Below are 16,926 nucleotides of genomic sequence, written 5' to 3' on the forward strand. Positions count from 1 at the left end.
CCGGCCGTGGGGCGTGCGGACTCAGCCCTTGACGGGGTAGTCCTTGAGGATGCTCTTGCCGATGATCATCTTCTGGATCTCGGCGGTGCCCTCACCGATGAGCAGCATCGGGGCCTCACGGTAGATCCGCTCGATCTCGTACTCCTTGGAGTACCCGAAGCCACCGTGGATGCGGAAGGACTGGCCCACGACGTCGGCGCAGTACTCGGCCGCCATGTACTTGGCGATGCCGGCCTCGAGGTCGTTGCGCTCGCCCTTGTCCTTCAGGCGGGCGGCCTTGACCATCAGCTGGTGCGCGGCCTCGACCTTGCTCGCCATGTCGGCGATGCGGAAGAGGATCGCCTGGTGGTCGACGATCTTCTTGCCGAAGGTCTCGCGCTGCTGCGCGTAGGCGACACCGAGCTCGAAGGCGCGCATCGCCAGGCCGCAGGCGCGGGCGGCGACGTTGACGCGGCCGACCTCGACGCCGTCCATCATCTGGTAGAAGCCCTTGCCCGGCTCGCCACCGAGGATCTGGCCGGTCGAGGTCTTGTGGCCCTCGAGGATGAGCTCGGTCGTGTCGACGCCCTTGTAGCCCATCTTCTCGATCTTGCCGGGGACGGTGACGCCCTGGGCGGTCTCGCCGAAGCCCTCGGTCTTGTCGATGAGGAAGGTCGTCATGTTCTTGTGCGCACCGTCGTGACCGAGGTCGGTCTTGACGAGCACCGCGACGAGGTTGGCCGTGGAGCCGTTGGTCAGCCACATCTTCTGGCCGGTGATGGTCCACTCGTCACCCTCGCCCGGCACGGCCTTGGTCTTGATGCCGGCGACGTCGGACCCCAGGCCCGGCTCGCTCATCGAGAAGGCGCCGCGGATCTCGCCGGTGGCCATCTTGGGCAGGTAGTGCTGCTTCTGCTCCTCGGTGCCGTGCTTGAGGATCATGTACGCCACGATGAAGTGGGTGTTGATGATGCCGGAGACGGGCATCCAGCCGCGCGCGATCTCCTCGACGCAGAGCGCGTAGGTCAGCAGGGACTCGCCGAGGCCACCGAACTCCTCGGGGATCATCAGGCCGAAGATCCCCATCTCCTTCATCTGGTCGACGATCTTCTGCGGGTACTCGTCGGCGTGCTCCAGCTCCTGGGCCACCGGGATGATCTGCTCGTCGACGAACTCCTTGACCAGGCCCAGCAGGTCGACCTGCTCCTCGGTCAGTCCGTCGGTCGTCTGCAGTCGTGACATGCGCGTGCTACCTCGTTGCGTCGGGGGAACAGGGATCTGCGCCAGTATCCCAGCACCTCGCCCGGGACGCCGTGGTGTCCATGGTGGGCTGGGCCACGTCGGTCGCCGCCCCCGAGGACGACGAAGGGGGGAGAGTCGCGGCTCTCCCCCCTTCGCCCGTGCGGGGTCAGTAGACCTTGACCACGCGCCCGTTCGGGGCGAGGTTCTTCCACCAGATGTAGTTGATGGCGCGGTTGCTCAGGCGGGCACAGCCGTGCGAGGCCGGGTAGCCCGGGATGGACGGGGACCCATGGATGGCGATGCCGCCGTTGAAGTAGATCGGGCGCCACAGCTCGCCGAGCGGGGCGATGCGCATGCCGTTGACCCGACGGTAGAAGCGGAAGGTACCCGACGGCGTGGTCGCGTAGAGGTAGCGGCCGGAGGCGGAGGACCAGTAGCGCTCGCCGTTGCCGGTGCTCGTGTTGAAGACCCACTGGGCCCAGCCCCAGCGGGCGACGATCTGCAGCTGGCGGGTCTTGTCGATCTCCCAGGCCGAGCGGGTGCGCGGGCGGGGGGTCCTCGGGTTGTAGATCGCCGCCCACGTGTCGGGGCCGACGATGCCGTCACGGCTCAGGCCGTGCGCCTTCTGCAGGGCCATGACGGCCTGCTGGGTCGTGTCGTCGAAGGCGCCGTTCGCCCGGCGCAGCCAGAAGCGCGCGGCGAGTAGGCGTCGCTGGATGTTCTGGACCCACCAGCCGGTGTCACCCTGGCGCAGCGTCCTGGGCCGAGCGGCGCGGGCGTCCTCCCCGGCGGTGACGACGAGCCCGCCGGCGACGGCGGTGGCGGCAGCGGCGCGGAAGAGGTCGCGGCGATCGAGCGAGATGCTGTCCATGGTTTCCCCCTGGATGAAGTGGGCGCTGGTACCGGCTCAGACGCCCGGGACGTCCGCTCGGTTGCGCGGTGGTGGAGGAAAACATAGCGCTCGCCGGCGTGGGAACCACAGGGTTTCCACACCGGCGAGCGCGTGTCGTGTCCGAGCCGTGACGGACCCGTCGTAGGATCAGCCGCGGGCGACGATGGCCTCGTGCGTCGCGAGGACGCGGTGGGCGATGTCGACGTGCAGGTTCTCGATCATCTTGCCGTTGAAGGTCACGACACCGGTGCCGGCGCCGTCCTCCCAGGCCTGCAGGATGCCCTGCGCCTCCTCGACGGCCTCCTGGCTCGGCGCGAAGGTGGCATTGCAGACCTCGACCTGACCGGGGTGGATCAGCGTCTTGCCGTCGAAGCCCATGTCGCGGCCCTGCTCGCACTCCGCGGTGAAGCCCTCGATGTCCTTGACCGCGTTGTACACGCCGTCGAGGACGGCGATGCCGGCCTCGCGACCGGCGAGCAGCGCCAGCGACAGCGAGGTGACCAGGGGCGTGCGCCCGGGCACGTGCGCCGCCTGCAGCTCCTTGACCAGGTCGTTGGTGCCGAGGACGAAGGCGACGAGGCGGTCCGAGGCGTGCGCGATCTCGCGGGCGTTGAAGATGGCCGCGGGGGTCTCGATCATCGCCCAGAGCTTGGTGTGCTCGGGGGCGCCGGCGGCCTCCATCGCGGCGACGAGCTGTCGCACCTGGTCCGCGCTGTCGACCTTGGGCACGACGATGCCGTGCGGGCCGGCCTTCGACGCGGCGGCGATGTCCTCGTCGTGCCACTGGGTACCGATCCCGTTGACCCGGATCGTCAGCTCCCGGTCGCCGTACTCACCGGACTGCACCGCGGCGCAGGCGGCCTCGCGCGCGGCCGGCTTGTCGTCGGGACCGACCGCGTCCTCCAGGTCGAGGATCAGCGCGTCGACGGGCAGGGTCTTGGCCTTGTCCAGCGCGCGGGCGTTGGAGCTCGGCATGTAGAGGACCGAGCGGCGGGGGGTGTAGGCGCTGTCGGCCACGGCTCAGGCCTCCGCGTAGAGCTTCGCGAGCTCCGGGTCGTTGGCGGACAGTCGCTCGGCGAGCTCGAGGATCACCATGCACTGCTTGTAGCTGGCGTCGTCCTCCATCTTGCCGTCGAGCATCACGGCGCCGCCGCCGCTCGGCATGGCCTCCTTGACCCGGCGTGCGTGCGCGACGTCCTCCGCGGAGGGGCTGAAGACCTTCTTGGCGATGTCGATCTGCACCGGGTGCAGGCTCCACGCGCCGACGCAGCCGAGGAGAAAGGCGTTGCGGAACTGGTCCTCGCAGGCCACGACGTCCTTGATGTCGCCGAAGGGGCCGTAGAAGGGGAAGATCCCGTGCGTCGCGCAGGCGTCGACCATCCGCGCGATCGTGTAGTGCCACAGGTCCTGCTGGAAGACGGCGCGCTGGCCCTGGTAGTCGGGCGTCCCGTCGTCACCACGCGTCGGGTCCTGGCGGACGAGGTAGCCGGGGTGGCCGCCACCGACGCGGGTGGTCTTCATCCGGCGGTCGGCGGCGAGGTCGGCCGGACCGAGCGAGATGCCCTGCATGCGCGGGCTCGCGCCCGCGATCGCCTCGACGTTGGCGACGCCGCGCGCGGTCTCGAGGATCGCGTGGACGAGGATCGGGCGCTGGACGCCCCCCTTCGCCTCGAGCTGCGCGAGGAGACGGTCGACGTAGTGGATGTCCTCGGGGCCCTGGACCTTGGGGACCATGATGACGTCGAGCTTGTCGCCGATCTCGGTGACGAGCGTCGTGAGGTCGTCGAGGACCCACGGGCTGTCGAGGGAGTTGACGCGGGTCCACAGCTGCGTGTGCTCGCCGAAGTCGGTGTCCCGGGCGATCCTCACGAGACCGAGGCGGGCCGCCTCCTTCTTCTCCGCGACGACGGCGTCCTCGAGGTTGCCGAGGAGCACATCCGAGACGCCGACCATGGCCGGGATCTTGGCGGCCATCTTCTCGTTGCTCGGGTCGAAGAAGTGGATCATCCGGCTGGGTCGCGCCGGGACCTCGCGGACCGGGGCGGGCGCCCCGACGGCGAGGGGGGCGAAGAAGTCCTTGGCGCTGCGCATGGGCTGGCTCGAGTCCTCTCAGGGTGGCGAAGGGGGATCCCGCGCAACCTAGCAGCGCACCCGGGCCGCGGTTCATGACGCACGTCACCCGGACGCGCCTAGGGTGTGGGGCATGTCCGAGGTCAACCTCTCCGCGCTCACGACCGAGGCGCTGTCGAAGTCCGGCGTCCTCTGGCTGCGCCTCGCCGGCGGCGAGCGCCTGACGTGGTTCGCGACGGGGTCCGACGACCTCGACGGTCACGTCCTGCTCGTCTCCGGCGGCGCCGAGGCCGACCTCGGCCCGATCCCGGAGCAGGTCGAGGTCGTCCTGCGCAGCAAGGGCGACGGCGGCCGCCTGCTCACGCTGCGCGCCCGCGCGCAGACCCTCCCGCCCGACAACCCGTGGTGGGAGCCCGCGACGACCGCCCTCCTCGGCGAGCGCCTCAACGCCCCGGCCGACCTGCTCGACCGCTGGCGGGAGGCGTCCACGGTGTGGCTCCTCTCCCCCTTCGGCGCCCCGGTGCAGGCTCCCGGACAGCCGGGCGAAGGGGGCCGCGCCGCCGCTCGCGTCACCGCCGGCGAGGCCGCCACGCGGGTGCGCCGACCGTGGCACCTCGGCGGTCGCGGCGCGCGTCGCGGCTGACGGGCGGGCGCGGGACGCGCCGTTAGGCTGTGGGTCGTGAGTGCTCCCACCCGTTTCTACGTCGCGCGACTGGCGAGCCTCAACGTCTTCGACCCCCTCGGTGACCAGGTCGGCCGGGTGCGCGACGTCGTCGTCAGCTTCTCCCCCTCGCGCCGACCCAGGGTCATCGGCCTCGTCGTCGAGGTGCCCGGTCGCCGGCGCGTCTTCGTGCCCATGACCCGGGTGACCTCCGTCGAGGGCGGCCAGGTCATCACGACCGGCCTGGTCAACATGCGCCGCTTCGAGCAGCGGGCCACCGAGACGCTCGTGCTCGCCGACCTGCTCGAGCGGCCGGTCACGGTGCGCACCGACGACGGCGAGGTCGAGGCCACGGTCGAGGACATCGGTGTCGAGCAGTCGGCGAGCCGCAGCTGGTCGGTCACCAAGGTCTTCGTGCGGGCCGGTCGGCAGGCCCGCCGGGGGCTGCTCGTGCGCCGTCGTGGCGAGACCTTCACCGTGCCGGTCGAGGACGTCACCGGCCTGTCCGCGTCGGTGAGCGCCGCGGAGCACTCGGCCGTCAAGCTCCTGGAGTCGGTGGAGGACCTCAAGGTCGCCGACCTCGCCGAGGTCATCGCCGACCTGGCGCCCGAGCGGCGCGAGGCGGTCATCGCCGCGCTCGACAACGACCGGCTCGCCGACGTCCTGCAGGAGATGGGCGACGACGACCAGGCCGAGATCCTCCGGCTGCTCACCCAGTCCCGCGCCGCGGACGTCCTCGAGGCCATGGACCCCGACGACGCGGCGGACCTGCTCTCGGTCCTGCCGCCGGAGCGCATGGAGACGCTGCTGCAGCTCATGCAGCCCGACGACGCCGAGCCGCTGCGGCGCCTGCTCAGCTACGACGAGAACACCGCCGGTGGTCTCATGACGACCGAGCCGGTCGTGCTCGCGCCCGAGGACACCGTCGCCGAGGCGCTCGCCGTCGTGCGACGCGAGGAGACCACCGCGGCGCTGGCGGCGACCGTGTACGTCTGCCGCCCCCCGCTCGAGACGCCGACCGGCAAGTACCTCGGCATGATCCACATCCAGCGCCTGCTGCGCGAGCCGCCCCACGAGAGCATCGGGCGCTACCTCGACAAGGCGATCGACCCCCTTCGCCCCGAGGCCCCGCTCGGTCAGGTGACCCGCACGCTCGCGACGTACAACCTCATCTCGGCGCCCGTCGTGGACGAGGGCGAGCACCTGCTCGGCGCGGTGACGGTCGACGACGTCCTCGACCACATCCTCCCCGAGGACTGGCGTGAGGAGCGGCACGAGGTGACCGATGACTGAGCGCAACGAGCGCCGCCAGAGCCGCGTCGACACCCCGCAGGAGGTGCGGCGCCGGCTCATCCAGCGACCGTCGGCCTTCTCGAGCGAGTCCTTCGGCGTCATCTCGGAGAAGTTCGCGCGGTTCATGGGCACGCCGCGCTTCCTCATCTGGATGTCGCTCTTCGTCGTCGTCTGGCTGGCGTGGAACACCTTCGCCCCGCAGGCCGCGCAGTTCGACCCCCGGGCGCTCAACTACACGCTGCTCACGCTCATCCTGTCGCTCCAGGCCTCCTACGCGGCGCCGCTGATCCTCCTCGCGCAGAACCGGCAGGACGACCGCGACCGGGTGGCGCTGGAGCAGGACCGGGTGCAGGCCGAGCGGGCGCTCGCCGACACCGAGTACCTGACGCGCGAGGTCGCGGCCCTGCGCATCGCCCTGCGCGACGCCGCGACCCGCGACTTCATCCGCGGCGAGCTGCGCGACCTGCTCGAGGAGCTGGAGCGCAAGGGCGTCGAGCGACATGACGCCGGCCCGGACGGACGGCTCGACTCCCCGCGCGAGCGCTGAGCGCGGCGCACACCCGGCGGGGTACCGCATTCGGAGCCGTGCCACGGCCGATCTACCATGGGCCAATGGCCTCGACCCACCCCACGATCACCGACGAGCAGCTGCGTGACGCGCTGAGCACCGTCATCGACCCCGAGATCCGTCGCCCGATCACCGAGCTCGGCATGGTCGAGACGGCCGCGGTCGACGCCGACGGCCTCGCCTCCGCGACCATCCTGCTGACCGTCTCCGGGTGCCCGATGAAGGACACCCTGACGACCGACACGACCACGGCGCTCGCCGCCATCGAGGGCGTCACCGACGTCAAGGTCACGCTCGGGGTGATGAACGACGAGCAGCGTGCCGAGCTCAAGACCCACCTGCGCGGTGGCCAGGCGGAGAAGGAGATCCCCTTCGCCAAGCCCGGCTCGCTGACCCGCGTCTACGCGATCGCCTCCGGCAAGGGTGGCGTCGGCAAGTCCTCGATCACCGCCAACCTCGCCGCCGCACTCGCCGCCGAGGGCCTCAAGGTGGGTGTCGTCGACGCGGACATCTACGGGTTCTCCATCCCGCGCATGCTCGGCGTGACGCACGCCCCGACGCAGGTCGACGACATGATCCTGCCGCCCATCGCCTCGGACGTGAAGGTCATCTCGATCGGCATGTTCGTTCCCGGCAACCAGCCGGTCGTCTGGCGCGGCCCGATGCTGCACCGCGCGCTGCAGCAGTTCCTCGGCGACGTCTTCTGGGGCGACCTCGACGTCCTCCTGCTCGACCTGCCGCCGGGCACGGGTGACATCGCCATCTCGATCGCGCAGCTCATCCCCAACAGCGAGATCCTCGTCGTGACGACCCCGCAGCAGGCCGCCGCCGAGGTCGCCGAGCGCGCCGGGTCCATCGCCATGCAGACCCACCAGCGCCTCGTCGGCGTCATCGAGAACATGTCCTGGCTCGAGCTGCCCGACGGCTCGCGCCAGGAGCTCTTCGGCTCCGGTGGTGGCCAGGCCGTCGCCGACTCGCTGACCCGGACCGTCGGCGCCGACGTCCCCCTCCTCGGCCAGATCCCGCTCGACGTCTCGCTGCGCGAGGGCTCCGACAACGGCGAGCCGGCCGTGCTGTCCAACCCCGACGGCCCCGCGGCGGTGGCGCTGCGCGGGATCGCCCGCGGTCTGGCGACCCGCTCCCGCGGCCTCGCCGGCCGCAGCCTCGGCCTGACCCCGATGGGTCGCTGACACCCGGCAGCACGACGAAGGGGGCGAGGAGACCGGGTCTCCTCGCCCCCTTCCCTCTGCATTGCCTTAGGGGAATGCACGCGAACGGTCGAGAACCCTGCATTGCCCTAGGGGAATGCAGACGAACGGTCGATCAGGTCGCGTCGCGGTCCCAGGGGGTGCCGGTGGCGAGGGGCGCGGCCAGCCCCGCGCGCGGTTCGGCGGTCGCCGCGGGCTCGTCGTCGACCGAGAAGGCGTCGCGGGTCGAGAACGCGTCGTCGAGCGGCTCGAGCAGGGCCTGCTTGACGATGCGGCGAGGGTCGTACTGGCGCGGGTCGTACTGGCGCCAGTCGAGGTCCTCGTACTCGGGCCCCATCTGCTCCTTGAGCTGGACCTTGGCGTCGTTGGCCATGCGGCGGGCCTTGACGACGAGGCGGGCGAGCTTCGCCGCGTACTCCGGCAGCTGCTTGGGCCCCAGGATGATGAAGGCGAGCAGGATGAGGACGAGGAACTCGGTCCCGTGCACCGGCATCGCTAGTTCTCCTTCGCGGCTTCGAGCGTCATCGACAGCTCCTGCTCCGAGCCGTCCCTGAGGACCTTGAGGGTGACCTCGTCGCCGACGGCCTTGGCCCTGATCCGCACGATCAGCTGCTCGAGATCGGTGATGCGGCGGCCGTCGAGCTCGGTGATGACGTCGCCCGGCTCGATGCCCGCGCGGTCAGCGGGCCCGTCGGGGACGACGGCCGCGCCGGAGTCGACGTCGGCGTCCTCGAGGACCTTGGCGCCCTGGCCCGTGTAGCGACGGTCGAGGCTGACCCCGATGATCGGGTGCTCGGCCCTGCCGGTCGCGATCAGCTGGTCGACGGTGCGCACGACGACGTCGGAGGGGATCGCGAAGCCCACGCCGATCGACCCGGTGGCCTGCTGCTGGCCGGGCACCTGCGCGATGGCGGTGTTCACCCCGATGACATGTCCCCGGTCGTCCAGGAGCGGCCCGCCGGAGTTGCCGGGGTTGATCGCGGCGTCGGTCTGGATCGCGGAGATGAAGGACTCGTCCCCCGCCTCCCCCGCGGTCACCGGCCGCTCGAGCGCGGAGACGATGCCGGCGGTGACCGTCGACCCCAGACCCAGCGGGGAGCCGACGGCGACGACCTCGTCGCCGACGACCACGTCCTCGGAGGTGCCGATCTCGAGTGCCTCCAGCCCGTCGGGGTCGACCTCGAGGACGGCGAGGTCGTAGGAGCTGTCGCGACCGACCACCTCGGCCGCCCGGCGGCTGCCGTCGGGCAGCTCGATGCTCACCTTGCCGGAGTCGCCGGCCGCAGCGACGACGTGGTTGTTGGTGACGACGTGCCCGCGGTCGTCGTAGACCCAGCCCGAGCCGGTCCCGCCGCCGCCCGCACCGCTGACGCGCACGGTCGCGACGCTCGGCACCGCGTCGGCCGCGATGTCGGCGACCGAGCCGTCGGCGCGTCGGGTCGGGTCGTCCCCGCGCGTGACGATCGTCGGTCCACCGCCGCCCTCAGCCGCGACGAGTCCGCCGCCGATGCCCCCGACGCCGCCGGCGAGCAGCGCGGCTGCCGCAGTCATCGCGAGCGCGCCGCCCCAGCCGGGTCCGCGGCGAGGCGTCGGCGGTGCCTGCTGCGGGCCCGCGTACGCGGCCGGCCCCGGCTGCTGCGGGGACGCGAAGCTCTCGTACGGCAGGTACGGACCCGGCTCGACGGGCTGCGTGCGGGGCACCGGCTCCCCCGCGCCGGCGACCGGCACGGGTTCGGTGGGAGGCTGGCCGTCGGGACGCGGCTCCTCGCCGGGCTGCGGAGAGCTCATGGCCTTGATTGTGCCTTGTCGGACGAAGGGGGTGTCACAGGGTCCCGGTGACCGGTCGGGCCATCGGGAAGCCCGACCCGCCACGACGACGGCTCTCGGTCCGGGTCGTGGGCTTCGGCGCGCGGTGCTCGAGGCTCTCCCGGAGCAGGGCGCGGCCGCGGTGGATGCGGGAGCGGACGGTGCCGAGCTTGATGTCGAGCGCTTCGGCGACCTCGTCGTAGGTCAGCCCCTCGATGTCGCAGAGGACGACCGCGGCACGGAACTGCGGCGGCAGGGCATCCAGGGCGCGCTGCACGTCGCCGTCGAGGTGGTGCGCGAGCACGATCTGCTCGGGGCTCGCGGTGCCGCTGTGGAGCCGCGCGGCGAACTCGTCGGTCAGGGCGTCGAAGCGGATGCGCTGCTTGCGCCGGGCCTTGTCGAGGAAGAGGTTGGTCGTGATGCGGTGCAGCCAGCCCTCGAAGGTGCCGGGCGTGTAGCCGTCGAGCGAGCGGAAGACCCGGACGAAGACGTCGTGGGTGAGGTCCTCGGCGTCGTGGACGTCCCCGGTCAGGCGGTACGCGAGGCGGTAGACCCGCTCGCTGTGCTGCTCGACCACCTCGGCCCACGTCGGCGGGACCCATCCCTCGACGGGCGCGGGCGCGGTGCTGGCGGTCGCTTCGCTGGTCACCCGCACCACTCTGGGCGCCCAACCTGAAGGAAGTCTGTGACGTCGTCCGCGACTAGGGTGGACTCCCATGACCGCTGCCCAGCTCACCAGCCTTGCCTATGCCGAGCAGTTCGTCCCCGAGGACGAGACCCTCGAGTCCGCCCGTCGCACGGGGACCGGGCTCGGTGCGGTGCCGATCGGTACGGGCGGGGGCGCCGCCCTTCGCCTCCTCGCGGCCGCGTCCGGGGCGCGGCACGTGGTCGAGATCGGGACCGGCGCGGGCACGTCCGGTCTGTGGCTCCTCGACGGGATGCCCGAGGACGGGGTGCTCACCTCGATCGAGATCGAGCCCGAGCACGTCATGCGGGCCAAGCGCTCCTTCACCGCCGCCGGCTACGCCGCGCACCGCACCCGCGTCATCACGGGCCGTGCGCTCGACGTGCTGCCGCGGATGAACGACGCGTCCTACGACCTCGTGCACATCGACGCCGACAAGGAGGGCTACCCGGCCTACGTCGAGCACGCCGTGCGGCTGCTGCGCCCCGGCGGGGTCCTCGCGATGGACAACATGCTCTGGCACGACAAGGTGGCCGACCCGGCCGCCCGGGACGCGACGACGGTGCTGCTGCGGGACCTCGGCAAGCAGCTGCGCGACGACGACCGGCTCGTCGTCAGCCTGCTGCCGGTGGGCGACGGCCTGCTGACCGCCGTCAAGCGCGCGGGCTGACGGCTCAGACGCTGCCGGGGCCGGGCCCGCGGCGGAACTGCGCCGGGCCCTCGGCGATGGCCACGACCTCGAAGGGCGTGATCTCGATCGGCGCGGAGCCGATGATCCTGGTGCCGGCCGAGTCCGGGGCGGTGGCCGTGAACTCCGCGCAGAAGTCGTCGCGGTCCTTGGCGGCGTCGAAGACGTAGGTGCCCTCGAACCACTCGCCCTCGCGCATGCGCCAGGTCTTGAAGGCCAGCCCGTCGAGGAACATGAAGTTGGCCATCGAGGTCCCGACGACATACTCCCGCAGCTGCTCGGCGACGTCACCGGGCGCCTCGGTCAGCGACCAGCGCACGGCGAGTCCGTATCCAGCGTTCATCAGATCCCCTCAGGCTGCTCCAGCCAGGTCAACAGTGTCCGGGCACCGTAACCAGTGGCGCCGACGCTCAGCAGGCCCGTGTCATCATCCGAACGCCCGGGACCGGCGATGTCGAGGTGGGCCCAGCGGCGCTCCCCCACGAACTCCTGGAGGAAGAGGGCCGCGGTGACCGCACCGACCTTGCCCGGCGCGTTGTCGAGGTCGGCGACGTCGCTGCGCAGGTACGCGCGGTACTCCTCGTGCAGCGGCAGTCGCCAGTACGGCTCGCCGGTCGCCGCGCCGGCGGCCGACAGCTCCTCGGCGAGCGCGTCGTCCGGGGTGAAGAGGGCGGCCATGCTCCGCGCAAGCGCCACGCGCGCCGCGCCGGTGAGCGTCGCGACGTCGACGAGCACGTCGGGCTCGAGGTGATCGTCCGCGTAGGCGAGCGCGTCGGCCAGCACGATGCGGCCCTCGGCGTCGGTGTTGGTCACCTCGACCGTGCGGCGCCCGCCGTACGGGGCGATGACATCGCTCGGCCGGTAGGAGGCCTCACCGAAGGCGTTCTCCGCCAAGGGCAGCAGGACGCTCAGGTGCACCGGCAGGTCGAGGCGGGCGACCGCGTCGATGACCGACAGGACGACCGCCGAGCCGGACATGTCGGTGCGCATCGAGACCATGCCCGCAGCGGGCTTGACGTTGATGCCACCGGTGTCGAAGGTGATGCCCTTGCCGACGAGGACGACGTGCGGCGACTCCCCCTTCGTCCCGTGGGTGAGGCGCACCAGGCGCGGCGGACGCACCGAGCCGCCGCCCACGGCCAGCAGCCCGCCGAAACCCTCTGCGGCGAGCCGCTGCTCGTCCCACACCTCGATCTCGAGGCCACGCCGCTCGGCCACCTCACGGGCCCGCTCGACCATCCACTGCGGGTCCTTGAGGTTGGACGGCGTGTTGGCGAGGTTGCGCGCGACGAGGCTCGCGGAGGTCACGGCCACGACGTGGTCGACGTCGAGCGCGGCGCCGTCGGTGACGAGCACCGTCGCGGCCGCGGGCTGCAGGCCCGGCACGGGTCCCTCCGGGCCCCGTCTGGCGGAGCGATACCCGCCGAGGACGAGGCCCTCGACGAGCGGGCGCAGGTCGTCGGCGGCGACCGCGACGACGACCCGGCCGAGGTCGGCACCGGCCCGTCCGGCGCGGGCACCCAGGCGTCGCAGCGCGTCCCGGTCCGCGGGGGTCGCCACCCCGGCCACCCGGGCGATGGAGCGGGAGGCGTCCGGCCGGGTGAGCTCGACGAGGTCGTCGGCGTCGACGAGCAGGCCCGCTGCGCCGTCCGGCAGCGCGACGCCCGCGTCGGCGAGGGCGGACAGGTGGGCCGCGTCGACGACGAGGAGGTCGATCCCCCCTTCGCCCGTGGCGTCGGCGAGCGCTGCGGCGAGGTCCGGCGCGGTCGTCAGGTCGGTCGTGGGCGGGGACAGCAGATCGGTCTCGGGCACCCCCCGACCCTACCCACCCGGGCATGCGGGAGCCCCCGGGCGCTCGACGCCCGGGGGCTCCTCTTCGGGACTACTTCTGCAGGCCCTCGCAGTTGTCGATGGCCTCGCCGAGGGCGAGCACCTCGTCCGGCTTCATCTCGACGACGAGCCGGCCACCGCCCTCGAGCGGCATGCGCAGGACGATCCCGCGGCCCTCCTTGACGACCTCGAGAGGACCGTCCCCCGTGCGTGGCTTCATTGCCGCCATGTGCGTTCCCTTCGATCTCCACCGGTCGGAGCCTCACCCCGACCGGACGACGCCCTCGCGTCGACGCTGAGCGCCATTATCCACCTGTGGGCTGCCGGGCTCCTAATCAGGTCCCTTGCAGCACACCGCGGCCCGCCACGGGTCACGGCGGGGTGACGTGCCACGGCACGTACGGCAGCAGACCGCTGGACCAGGCGAGGACACCGGCCGCGAGCACCACGACGACCAGCGCGGCCCGGCGGCGCCAGTGCCGCACGACCCGGCCGCCGGACGAGGTGCGCACGACCACCGAGGCGAGCAGGGCGGCGAGGGGGAAGTCCAGCAGGAGGAAGCGCCACATGCTCGTGATCGGCCGCACGACCGCGAAGAGGTAGAGCGGGTAGACGAGCGCCCACATCCGCACCTCGATCGGGATCCACGCGCCGTGGCGACCGACGACGAGCGCGAGGTACGTCCCGACGAGCGCGACCATGACGATCACCGCGAGGAGCCCGCGCTGCTCCCAGGCCCAGCTGAACCAGAGGACGAAGGGGCCCTGGTCCGGGCGCTGCCCCCACGCGGCCTGCACCTGGAAGAAGGCGTCCGGCAGCCCCGACAGGTACCCGACCGTGAGCGGCCAGGCGACGCCGGAGATCCCGGTCGCCAGCACCATGACCGCGATCCGGGTGCGGTCGTGGGCGAAGGTGGCCGAGCCGCTCTCCCGGTCCTCGCGCCAGCGCAGCCACAGGTGGGCGAGGACCGCGAGCCCGAGCGGCGCGGCGACGCCGCGGGTGAAGCCGAGCAGCAGGGCGATGGCGGCCACGGTGAGGTAGCGGCCGCGCATGAGCATGAGGAGGGCGCCGGCGATGAGCGCGGCCGCGAGGGCTTCGGTGTACGGCAGGAGCATGACGCCCGTGGCCGGGTAGAAGCACCAGAGGGCGGTCGCGACGAAGGCGAGCCGTTCGCGGGCCGGCTGGCTCGCGGCGTGCCCGGGGAAGCTCAGGACCTTCCACACCAGCACCGTCGCGGCGGCGCCGAGAGCGAGGTTGAGCACGACGGCCGACGCGGTGAAGCCCAGTCCCGTGAGCATGACCAGGCGCACGAGCGCCGGGAAGAGCGGGAAGAAGGCCCAGGCGCTGTAGGTGATCGAGCCCGTCTCCGGGTCGGCCGGCAGCGGGATCGGGTAGCCGTCGGTGACGATCCGTCGGTACCACTCGGTGTCCCACAGGCGGAACATGTCGGCCAGGCCCGGGTCGAGGTGGCCGACGCCGGCGGGCGACTGGTAGTAGCTCGCCGCGACCCAGATGCCGAGCAGCGCGACGGCCCGGCTCAGGGCGTAGATGACGAGCAGCGAGCGGACCGGGTGGGCCAGGGCGACCCGGGCCAGCTCGGAGCGGCCCGCGGAGGTGCGCCACCGGGCGGGGTGGGGGGTCCCCCCTTCGCCCGTGGTGGCGGGGTCAGTCGCGGGGCGGGTCGTCATGACGGCGCTGGACGTCCTCGAGCTCGGCGAGGCGCTGCTGGAGCCGGTCCAGGACGTCGTCCACCTGGTCCATCCGGTAACCCCGCAGTGCCGTGTCGAAGCGGACGAGGTCGATGTCGGGCGCGGAGACCGGGTCCGACGGCAGACCGTGGTGCGGGGTCGAGCGGACCGGCTCGGCCATCGGGTCCGGGGTGAAGCGACCCGTGACGACGGCCGCGAGGGCGACGACGACGAGGAGCGCGACGAGGATGAAGAAGATCCAGACCACGGCTACTCCGGCTGCTTCGCCGGCTCGGGACGTACCCGGGCGGACTCGCGCACGAGGTACTCGACGGCCTCGGCGAGGTCGTCGGTCACGTGGAGACGGTCGATGTCCTCGGCGCTGATCATGCCCCCGTCGAGGACGGAGCCGCGCAGCCAGTCGATGAGCCCGCCCCAGTACGCGGTGCCGACGAGGATGATCGGGAAGCTCGTCACCTTGCCCGTCTGCGCGAGCGTCACGGCCTCGAAGACCTCGTCGAGGGTGCCGAAGCCGCCCGGGAGCACGACGAAGCCCTCGCTGTACTTGACGAACATCGTCTTGCGGGCGAAGAAGTAGCGGAAGTTGATGCCGAGGTCGCAGTAGGGGTTCAGACCGGCCTCGAAGGGCAGCTCGATGCCCAGGCCCACGCTCGTGCCGCCCGCCTCGCGGGCACCGCGGTTGGCGGCCTCCATGGCGCCGGGACCGCCACCGGTGATGACGGCGTAGCCGGCCTCGGCCAGGAGGCGACCGAGCTCGATGCCCTGGACGTAGTCCGCGGAGCCGGGCGCGGTGCGCGCGCTGCCGAAGATGCTCACAGCCGGCCCGAGCTCGGCGAGCGCGCCGAAGCCCTCGACGAACTCGGCCTGGATGCGCATGACGCGCCAGGGGTCGGTGTGCAGCCAGTCGGCGTGGCCGCGGTCGTCCAGCAGCCGCTGGTCGGTCGTCGACTTGGGCACCTGACGGCCGCGCATGACGACGGGCCCCTTGTGGTACCACCGGTCGCTGGCGGGCTGCTTCCCCTGATCCGTCACGGTCGCGACCCTACGCGAGCCAGCGGAGCACGGCCGCCTCCGCCGTCGTGATCTGCTCGACGGGGCAGCGCTCCTCGTCGTGGTGGGCGAGGTTGGGGTCACCCGGCCCGAAGTTGACCGCTGGGATGCCGAGCGCGCTGAACCGCGCGACGTCGGTCCAGCCCTCCTTGGGCCCGACGGGCACGTCGAGCGCGGCGACGAAGGCCTGCGCGGCCGGCAGGTCGAGCCCGGGACGCGCCCCCTCCGCGACGTCGCGCAGGTGCAGCTCGCGGCCGGGCAGGACGGTCTGCACGTAGGCGAGGGCGGCCTCGGCGTCCTTGTCCGGTGAGAAGCGGTAGTTGACCAGGACGCTGCACGAGTCCGGGATGACGTTGCCGGCGATGCCACCGGAGATGCCGACGGCCTGCAGGGCCTCGTGGTAGTCGAGGCCGTCGACGGTCACGGTCTGCTCCTCGTGCGCGGCGAGCGCGGCGAGGACCTCGTGGGCGTCGTGGATCGCGTTGTGGCCGTTCCACGGGCGGGCCGAGTGCGCGGCGATCCCCTTGGTGACGACCTCGACCCGCATGGTCCCCTTGCACCCTCCCTCGACCATGGCGTTGGTCGGCTCGAGGAGGACGGCGAAGTCGGCGGCGAGCAGCTGCGGGTCGGACTCCGCGAGCAGCTGCAGACCGTTGTACACCGCGTCGACCTCCTCGGCCTCGTAGAAGAGGAAGGTGACGTCGCGGCTCGGCTCCTCGACGAGGGCGGCCTTGAGCTGGACGGCGACGCCGCCCTTCATGTCCACGGTCCCGCGGCCCCAGAGGACGTCGACACCGCCGACGCTCTCGCGGCGGGTCGGCAGGTTGGCCGGGTCGCTCGTCAGCGGCACGGTGTCGATGTGCCCGGCGAGCACGACCCGCTCGTCGCGGTCGAGGTCGGTGCGCGCGATGACCGTGTTGCCCCGGCGGATCACCTCGAGATGACGAAGGGGGGTCAGCGCCGTCTCGATCGCGTCGGCGATCGCGGCCTCGTCGTGGCTGACGGACTCGATGTCGCACAGCTGCTGGGTGAGGGTGACGACGTCGGCGGTGAGATCCAGGCTCGGCATGGTCGCCAGCCTAGGCACCCGGGGTCGTCTCCGTCCCTTCGGTCCTGACTCGTCCCGTGGATCACCTGCCGCGTGCACCCCGGCGTCAGAGCGACCTGCTCCGGAGCCGACCAGCCATCCAGGGTACGAGTCAGGGGTGAAGTGCCGGGCGAACCTCGATACCCGTGGTCGTCCAC

General features: G+C 72.0%; 19 protein-coding genes. 5 read left to right on the plus strand and 14 right to left on the minus strand.

The window, feature by feature from the left end; genetic code table 11:
- Nucleotides 1-21: 21 nt before the first annotated feature.
- The 4 genes from JT1_RS09995 to JT1_RS10010 form a co-directional block, all read right to left on the minus strand.
- Nucleotides 22-1,221: an acyl-CoA dehydrogenase family protein gene (locus JT1_RS09995; RefSeq protein ID WP_068325713.1), complete on the minus strand. Its 1,200-nt coding sequence runs from the start codon at nucleotides 1,219-1,221 to the stop codon at nucleotides 22-24.
- 166 nt (nucleotides 1,222-1,387) lie between these two features.
- Nucleotides 1,388-2,092, minus strand: a complete 705-nt coding sequence (locus tag JT1_RS10000; protein ID WP_068325715.1) for a L,D-transpeptidase family protein — start codon at nucleotides 2,090-2,092, stop codon at nucleotides 1,388-1,390.
- A 168-nt stretch (nucleotides 2,093-2,260) separates the two neighbouring features.
- Nucleotides 2,261-3,130, minus strand: coding sequence for an HpcH/HpaI aldolase/citrate lyase family protein (locus JT1_RS10005; protein ID WP_082807607.1), 870 nt, complete (start codon nucleotides 3,128-3,130; stop codon nucleotides 2,261-2,263).
- Between the two features lie 3 nt (nucleotides 3,131-3,133).
- Nucleotides 3,134-4,204 carry an HpcH/HpaI aldolase/citrate lyase family protein gene (locus JT1_RS10010; protein WP_068325717.1) on the minus strand — a complete coding sequence of 357 codons (1,071 nt, stop codon included), beginning with the start codon at nucleotides 4,202-4,204 and terminating at the stop codon, nucleotides 3,134-3,136.
- A gap of 112 nt (nucleotides 4,205-4,316) precedes the next feature.
- Here JT1_RS10010 and JT1_RS10015 point away from each other — a divergent pair, with 112 nt between their 5' ends.
- From JT1_RS10015 to JT1_RS10030, 4 genes are all read left to right on the plus strand, one after another.
- Nucleotides 4,317-4,826 (plus strand): hypothetical protein, encoded by a 510-nt coding sequence (locus tag JT1_RS10015; RefSeq protein ID WP_068325719.1) that lies wholly within the window; start codon nucleotides 4,317-4,319, stop codon nucleotides 4,824-4,826.
- Nucleotides 4,827-4,862: 36 nt separating this feature from the next.
- Nucleotides 4,863-6,137: a magnesium transporter MgtE N-terminal domain-containing protein gene (locus JT1_RS10020; protein ID WP_068325720.1), complete on the plus strand. Its 1,275-nt coding sequence runs from the start codon at nucleotides 4,863-4,865 to the stop codon at nucleotides 6,135-6,137.
- Nucleotides 6,130-6,684, plus strand: coding sequence for a DUF1003 domain-containing protein (locus JT1_RS10025; protein WP_068325722.1), 555 nt, complete (start codon nucleotides 6,130-6,132; stop codon nucleotides 6,682-6,684). Before JT1_RS10020 ends, JT1_RS10025 begins: the two co-directional genes overlap by 8 nt.
- Nucleotides 6,685-6,749: 65 nt before the next feature.
- The gene (locus JT1_RS10030) at nucleotides 6,750-7,895 is read left to right on the plus strand and encodes an Mrp/NBP35 family ATP-binding protein (RefSeq protein WP_068325724.1); all 1,146 of its coding nucleotides are present in this window, start codon (nucleotides 6,750-6,752) and stop codon (nucleotides 7,893-7,895) included.
- A gap of 133 nt (nucleotides 7,896-8,028) precedes the next feature.
- Here JT1_RS10030 and JT1_RS10035 read toward each other — a convergent pair whose 3' ends face one another.
- From JT1_RS10035 to sigE, 3 genes are read right to left on the minus strand one after another with little or no spacing between them, the layout of a single operon-like run.
- Entirely contained in the window at nucleotides 8,029-8,406 is a 378-nt protein-coding gene (locus tag JT1_RS10035; RefSeq protein WP_068325725.1) for a twin-arginine translocase TatA/TatE family subunit, read from the minus strand.
- Nucleotides 8,407-8,408: 2 nt separating this feature from the next.
- Nucleotides 8,409-9,701 (minus strand): S1C family serine protease, encoded by a 1,293-nt coding sequence (locus tag JT1_RS10040; protein WP_068325727.1) that lies wholly within the window; start codon nucleotides 9,699-9,701, stop codon nucleotides 8,409-8,411.
- Nucleotides 9,702-9,735: 34 nt separating this feature from the next.
- The gene (gene sigE / locus JT1_RS10045; RefSeq protein WP_068329017.1) at nucleotides 9,736-10,368 is read right to left on the minus strand and encodes an RNA polymerase sigma factor SigE; all 633 of its coding nucleotides are present in this window, start codon (nucleotides 10,366-10,368) and stop codon (nucleotides 9,736-9,738) included.
- Between the two features lie 67 nt (nucleotides 10,369-10,435).
- Here sigE and JT1_RS10050 point away from each other — a divergent pair, with 67 nt between their 5' ends.
- On the plus strand, nucleotides 10,436-11,074 hold the full coding sequence (locus JT1_RS10050; protein WP_068325732.1) for an O-methyltransferase: 639 nt from the start codon (nucleotides 10,436-10,438) through the stop codon (nucleotides 11,072-11,074).
- Between the two features lie 4 nt (nucleotides 11,075-11,078).
- On the opposite strand, the gene JT1_RS10055 is transcribed toward JT1_RS10050, so the two are convergent.
- From JT1_RS10055 to dapE, 7 genes are all read right to left on the minus strand, one after another.
- Nucleotides 11,079-11,435 carry a hypothetical protein gene (locus tag JT1_RS10055; RefSeq protein ID WP_068325733.1) on the minus strand — a complete coding sequence of 119 codons (357 nt, stop codon included), beginning with the start codon at nucleotides 11,433-11,435 and terminating at the stop codon, nucleotides 11,079-11,081.
- Nucleotides 11,435-12,904, minus strand: coding sequence for a leucyl aminopeptidase family protein (locus JT1_RS10060; RefSeq protein ID WP_068325734.1), 1,470 nt, complete (start codon nucleotides 12,902-12,904; stop codon nucleotides 11,435-11,437). The genes JT1_RS10055 and JT1_RS10060 overlap by 1 nt, the downstream gene beginning before the upstream one ends.
- 70 nt (nucleotides 12,905-12,974) lie before the next feature.
- Nucleotides 12,975-13,151, minus strand: a complete 177-nt coding sequence (locus JT1_RS17860) for a DUF3117 domain-containing protein (RefSeq protein ID WP_007923758.1) — start codon at nucleotides 13,149-13,151, stop codon at nucleotides 12,975-12,977.
- A gap of 142 nt (nucleotides 13,152-13,293) precedes the next feature.
- Nucleotides 13,294-14,610 carry a putative hexosyltransferase gene (locus JT1_RS10065; protein WP_068325735.1) on the minus strand — a complete coding sequence of 439 codons (1,317 nt, stop codon included), beginning with the start codon at nucleotides 14,608-14,610 and terminating at the stop codon, nucleotides 13,294-13,296.
- Nucleotides 14,588-14,878, minus strand: coding sequence for a DivIVA domain-containing protein (locus JT1_RS10070; protein ID WP_068325737.1), 291 nt, complete (start codon nucleotides 14,876-14,878; stop codon nucleotides 14,588-14,590). Before JT1_RS10070 ends, JT1_RS10065 begins: the two co-directional genes overlap by 23 nt.
- Nucleotides 14,879-14,880: 2 nt before the next feature.
- Nucleotides 14,881-15,663 (minus strand): LOG family protein, encoded by a 783-nt coding sequence (locus JT1_RS10075; protein ID WP_068325739.1) that lies wholly within the window; start codon nucleotides 15,661-15,663, stop codon nucleotides 14,881-14,883.
- 10 nt (nucleotides 15,664-15,673) lie between these two features.
- Nucleotides 15,674-16,750, minus strand: coding sequence for a succinyl-diaminopimelate desuccinylase (gene dapE / locus JT1_RS10080; RefSeq protein ID WP_068325741.1), 1,077 nt, complete (start codon nucleotides 16,748-16,750; stop codon nucleotides 15,674-15,676).
- Nucleotides 16,751-16,926 lie beyond the last annotated feature (176 nt).

The organism is Janibacter terrae NBRC 107853 (assembly GCF_001591405.1).
GTDB classification, from domain to species: Bacteria; Actinomycetota; Actinomycetes; order Actinomycetales; family Dermatophilaceae; genus Janibacter; species Janibacter terrae.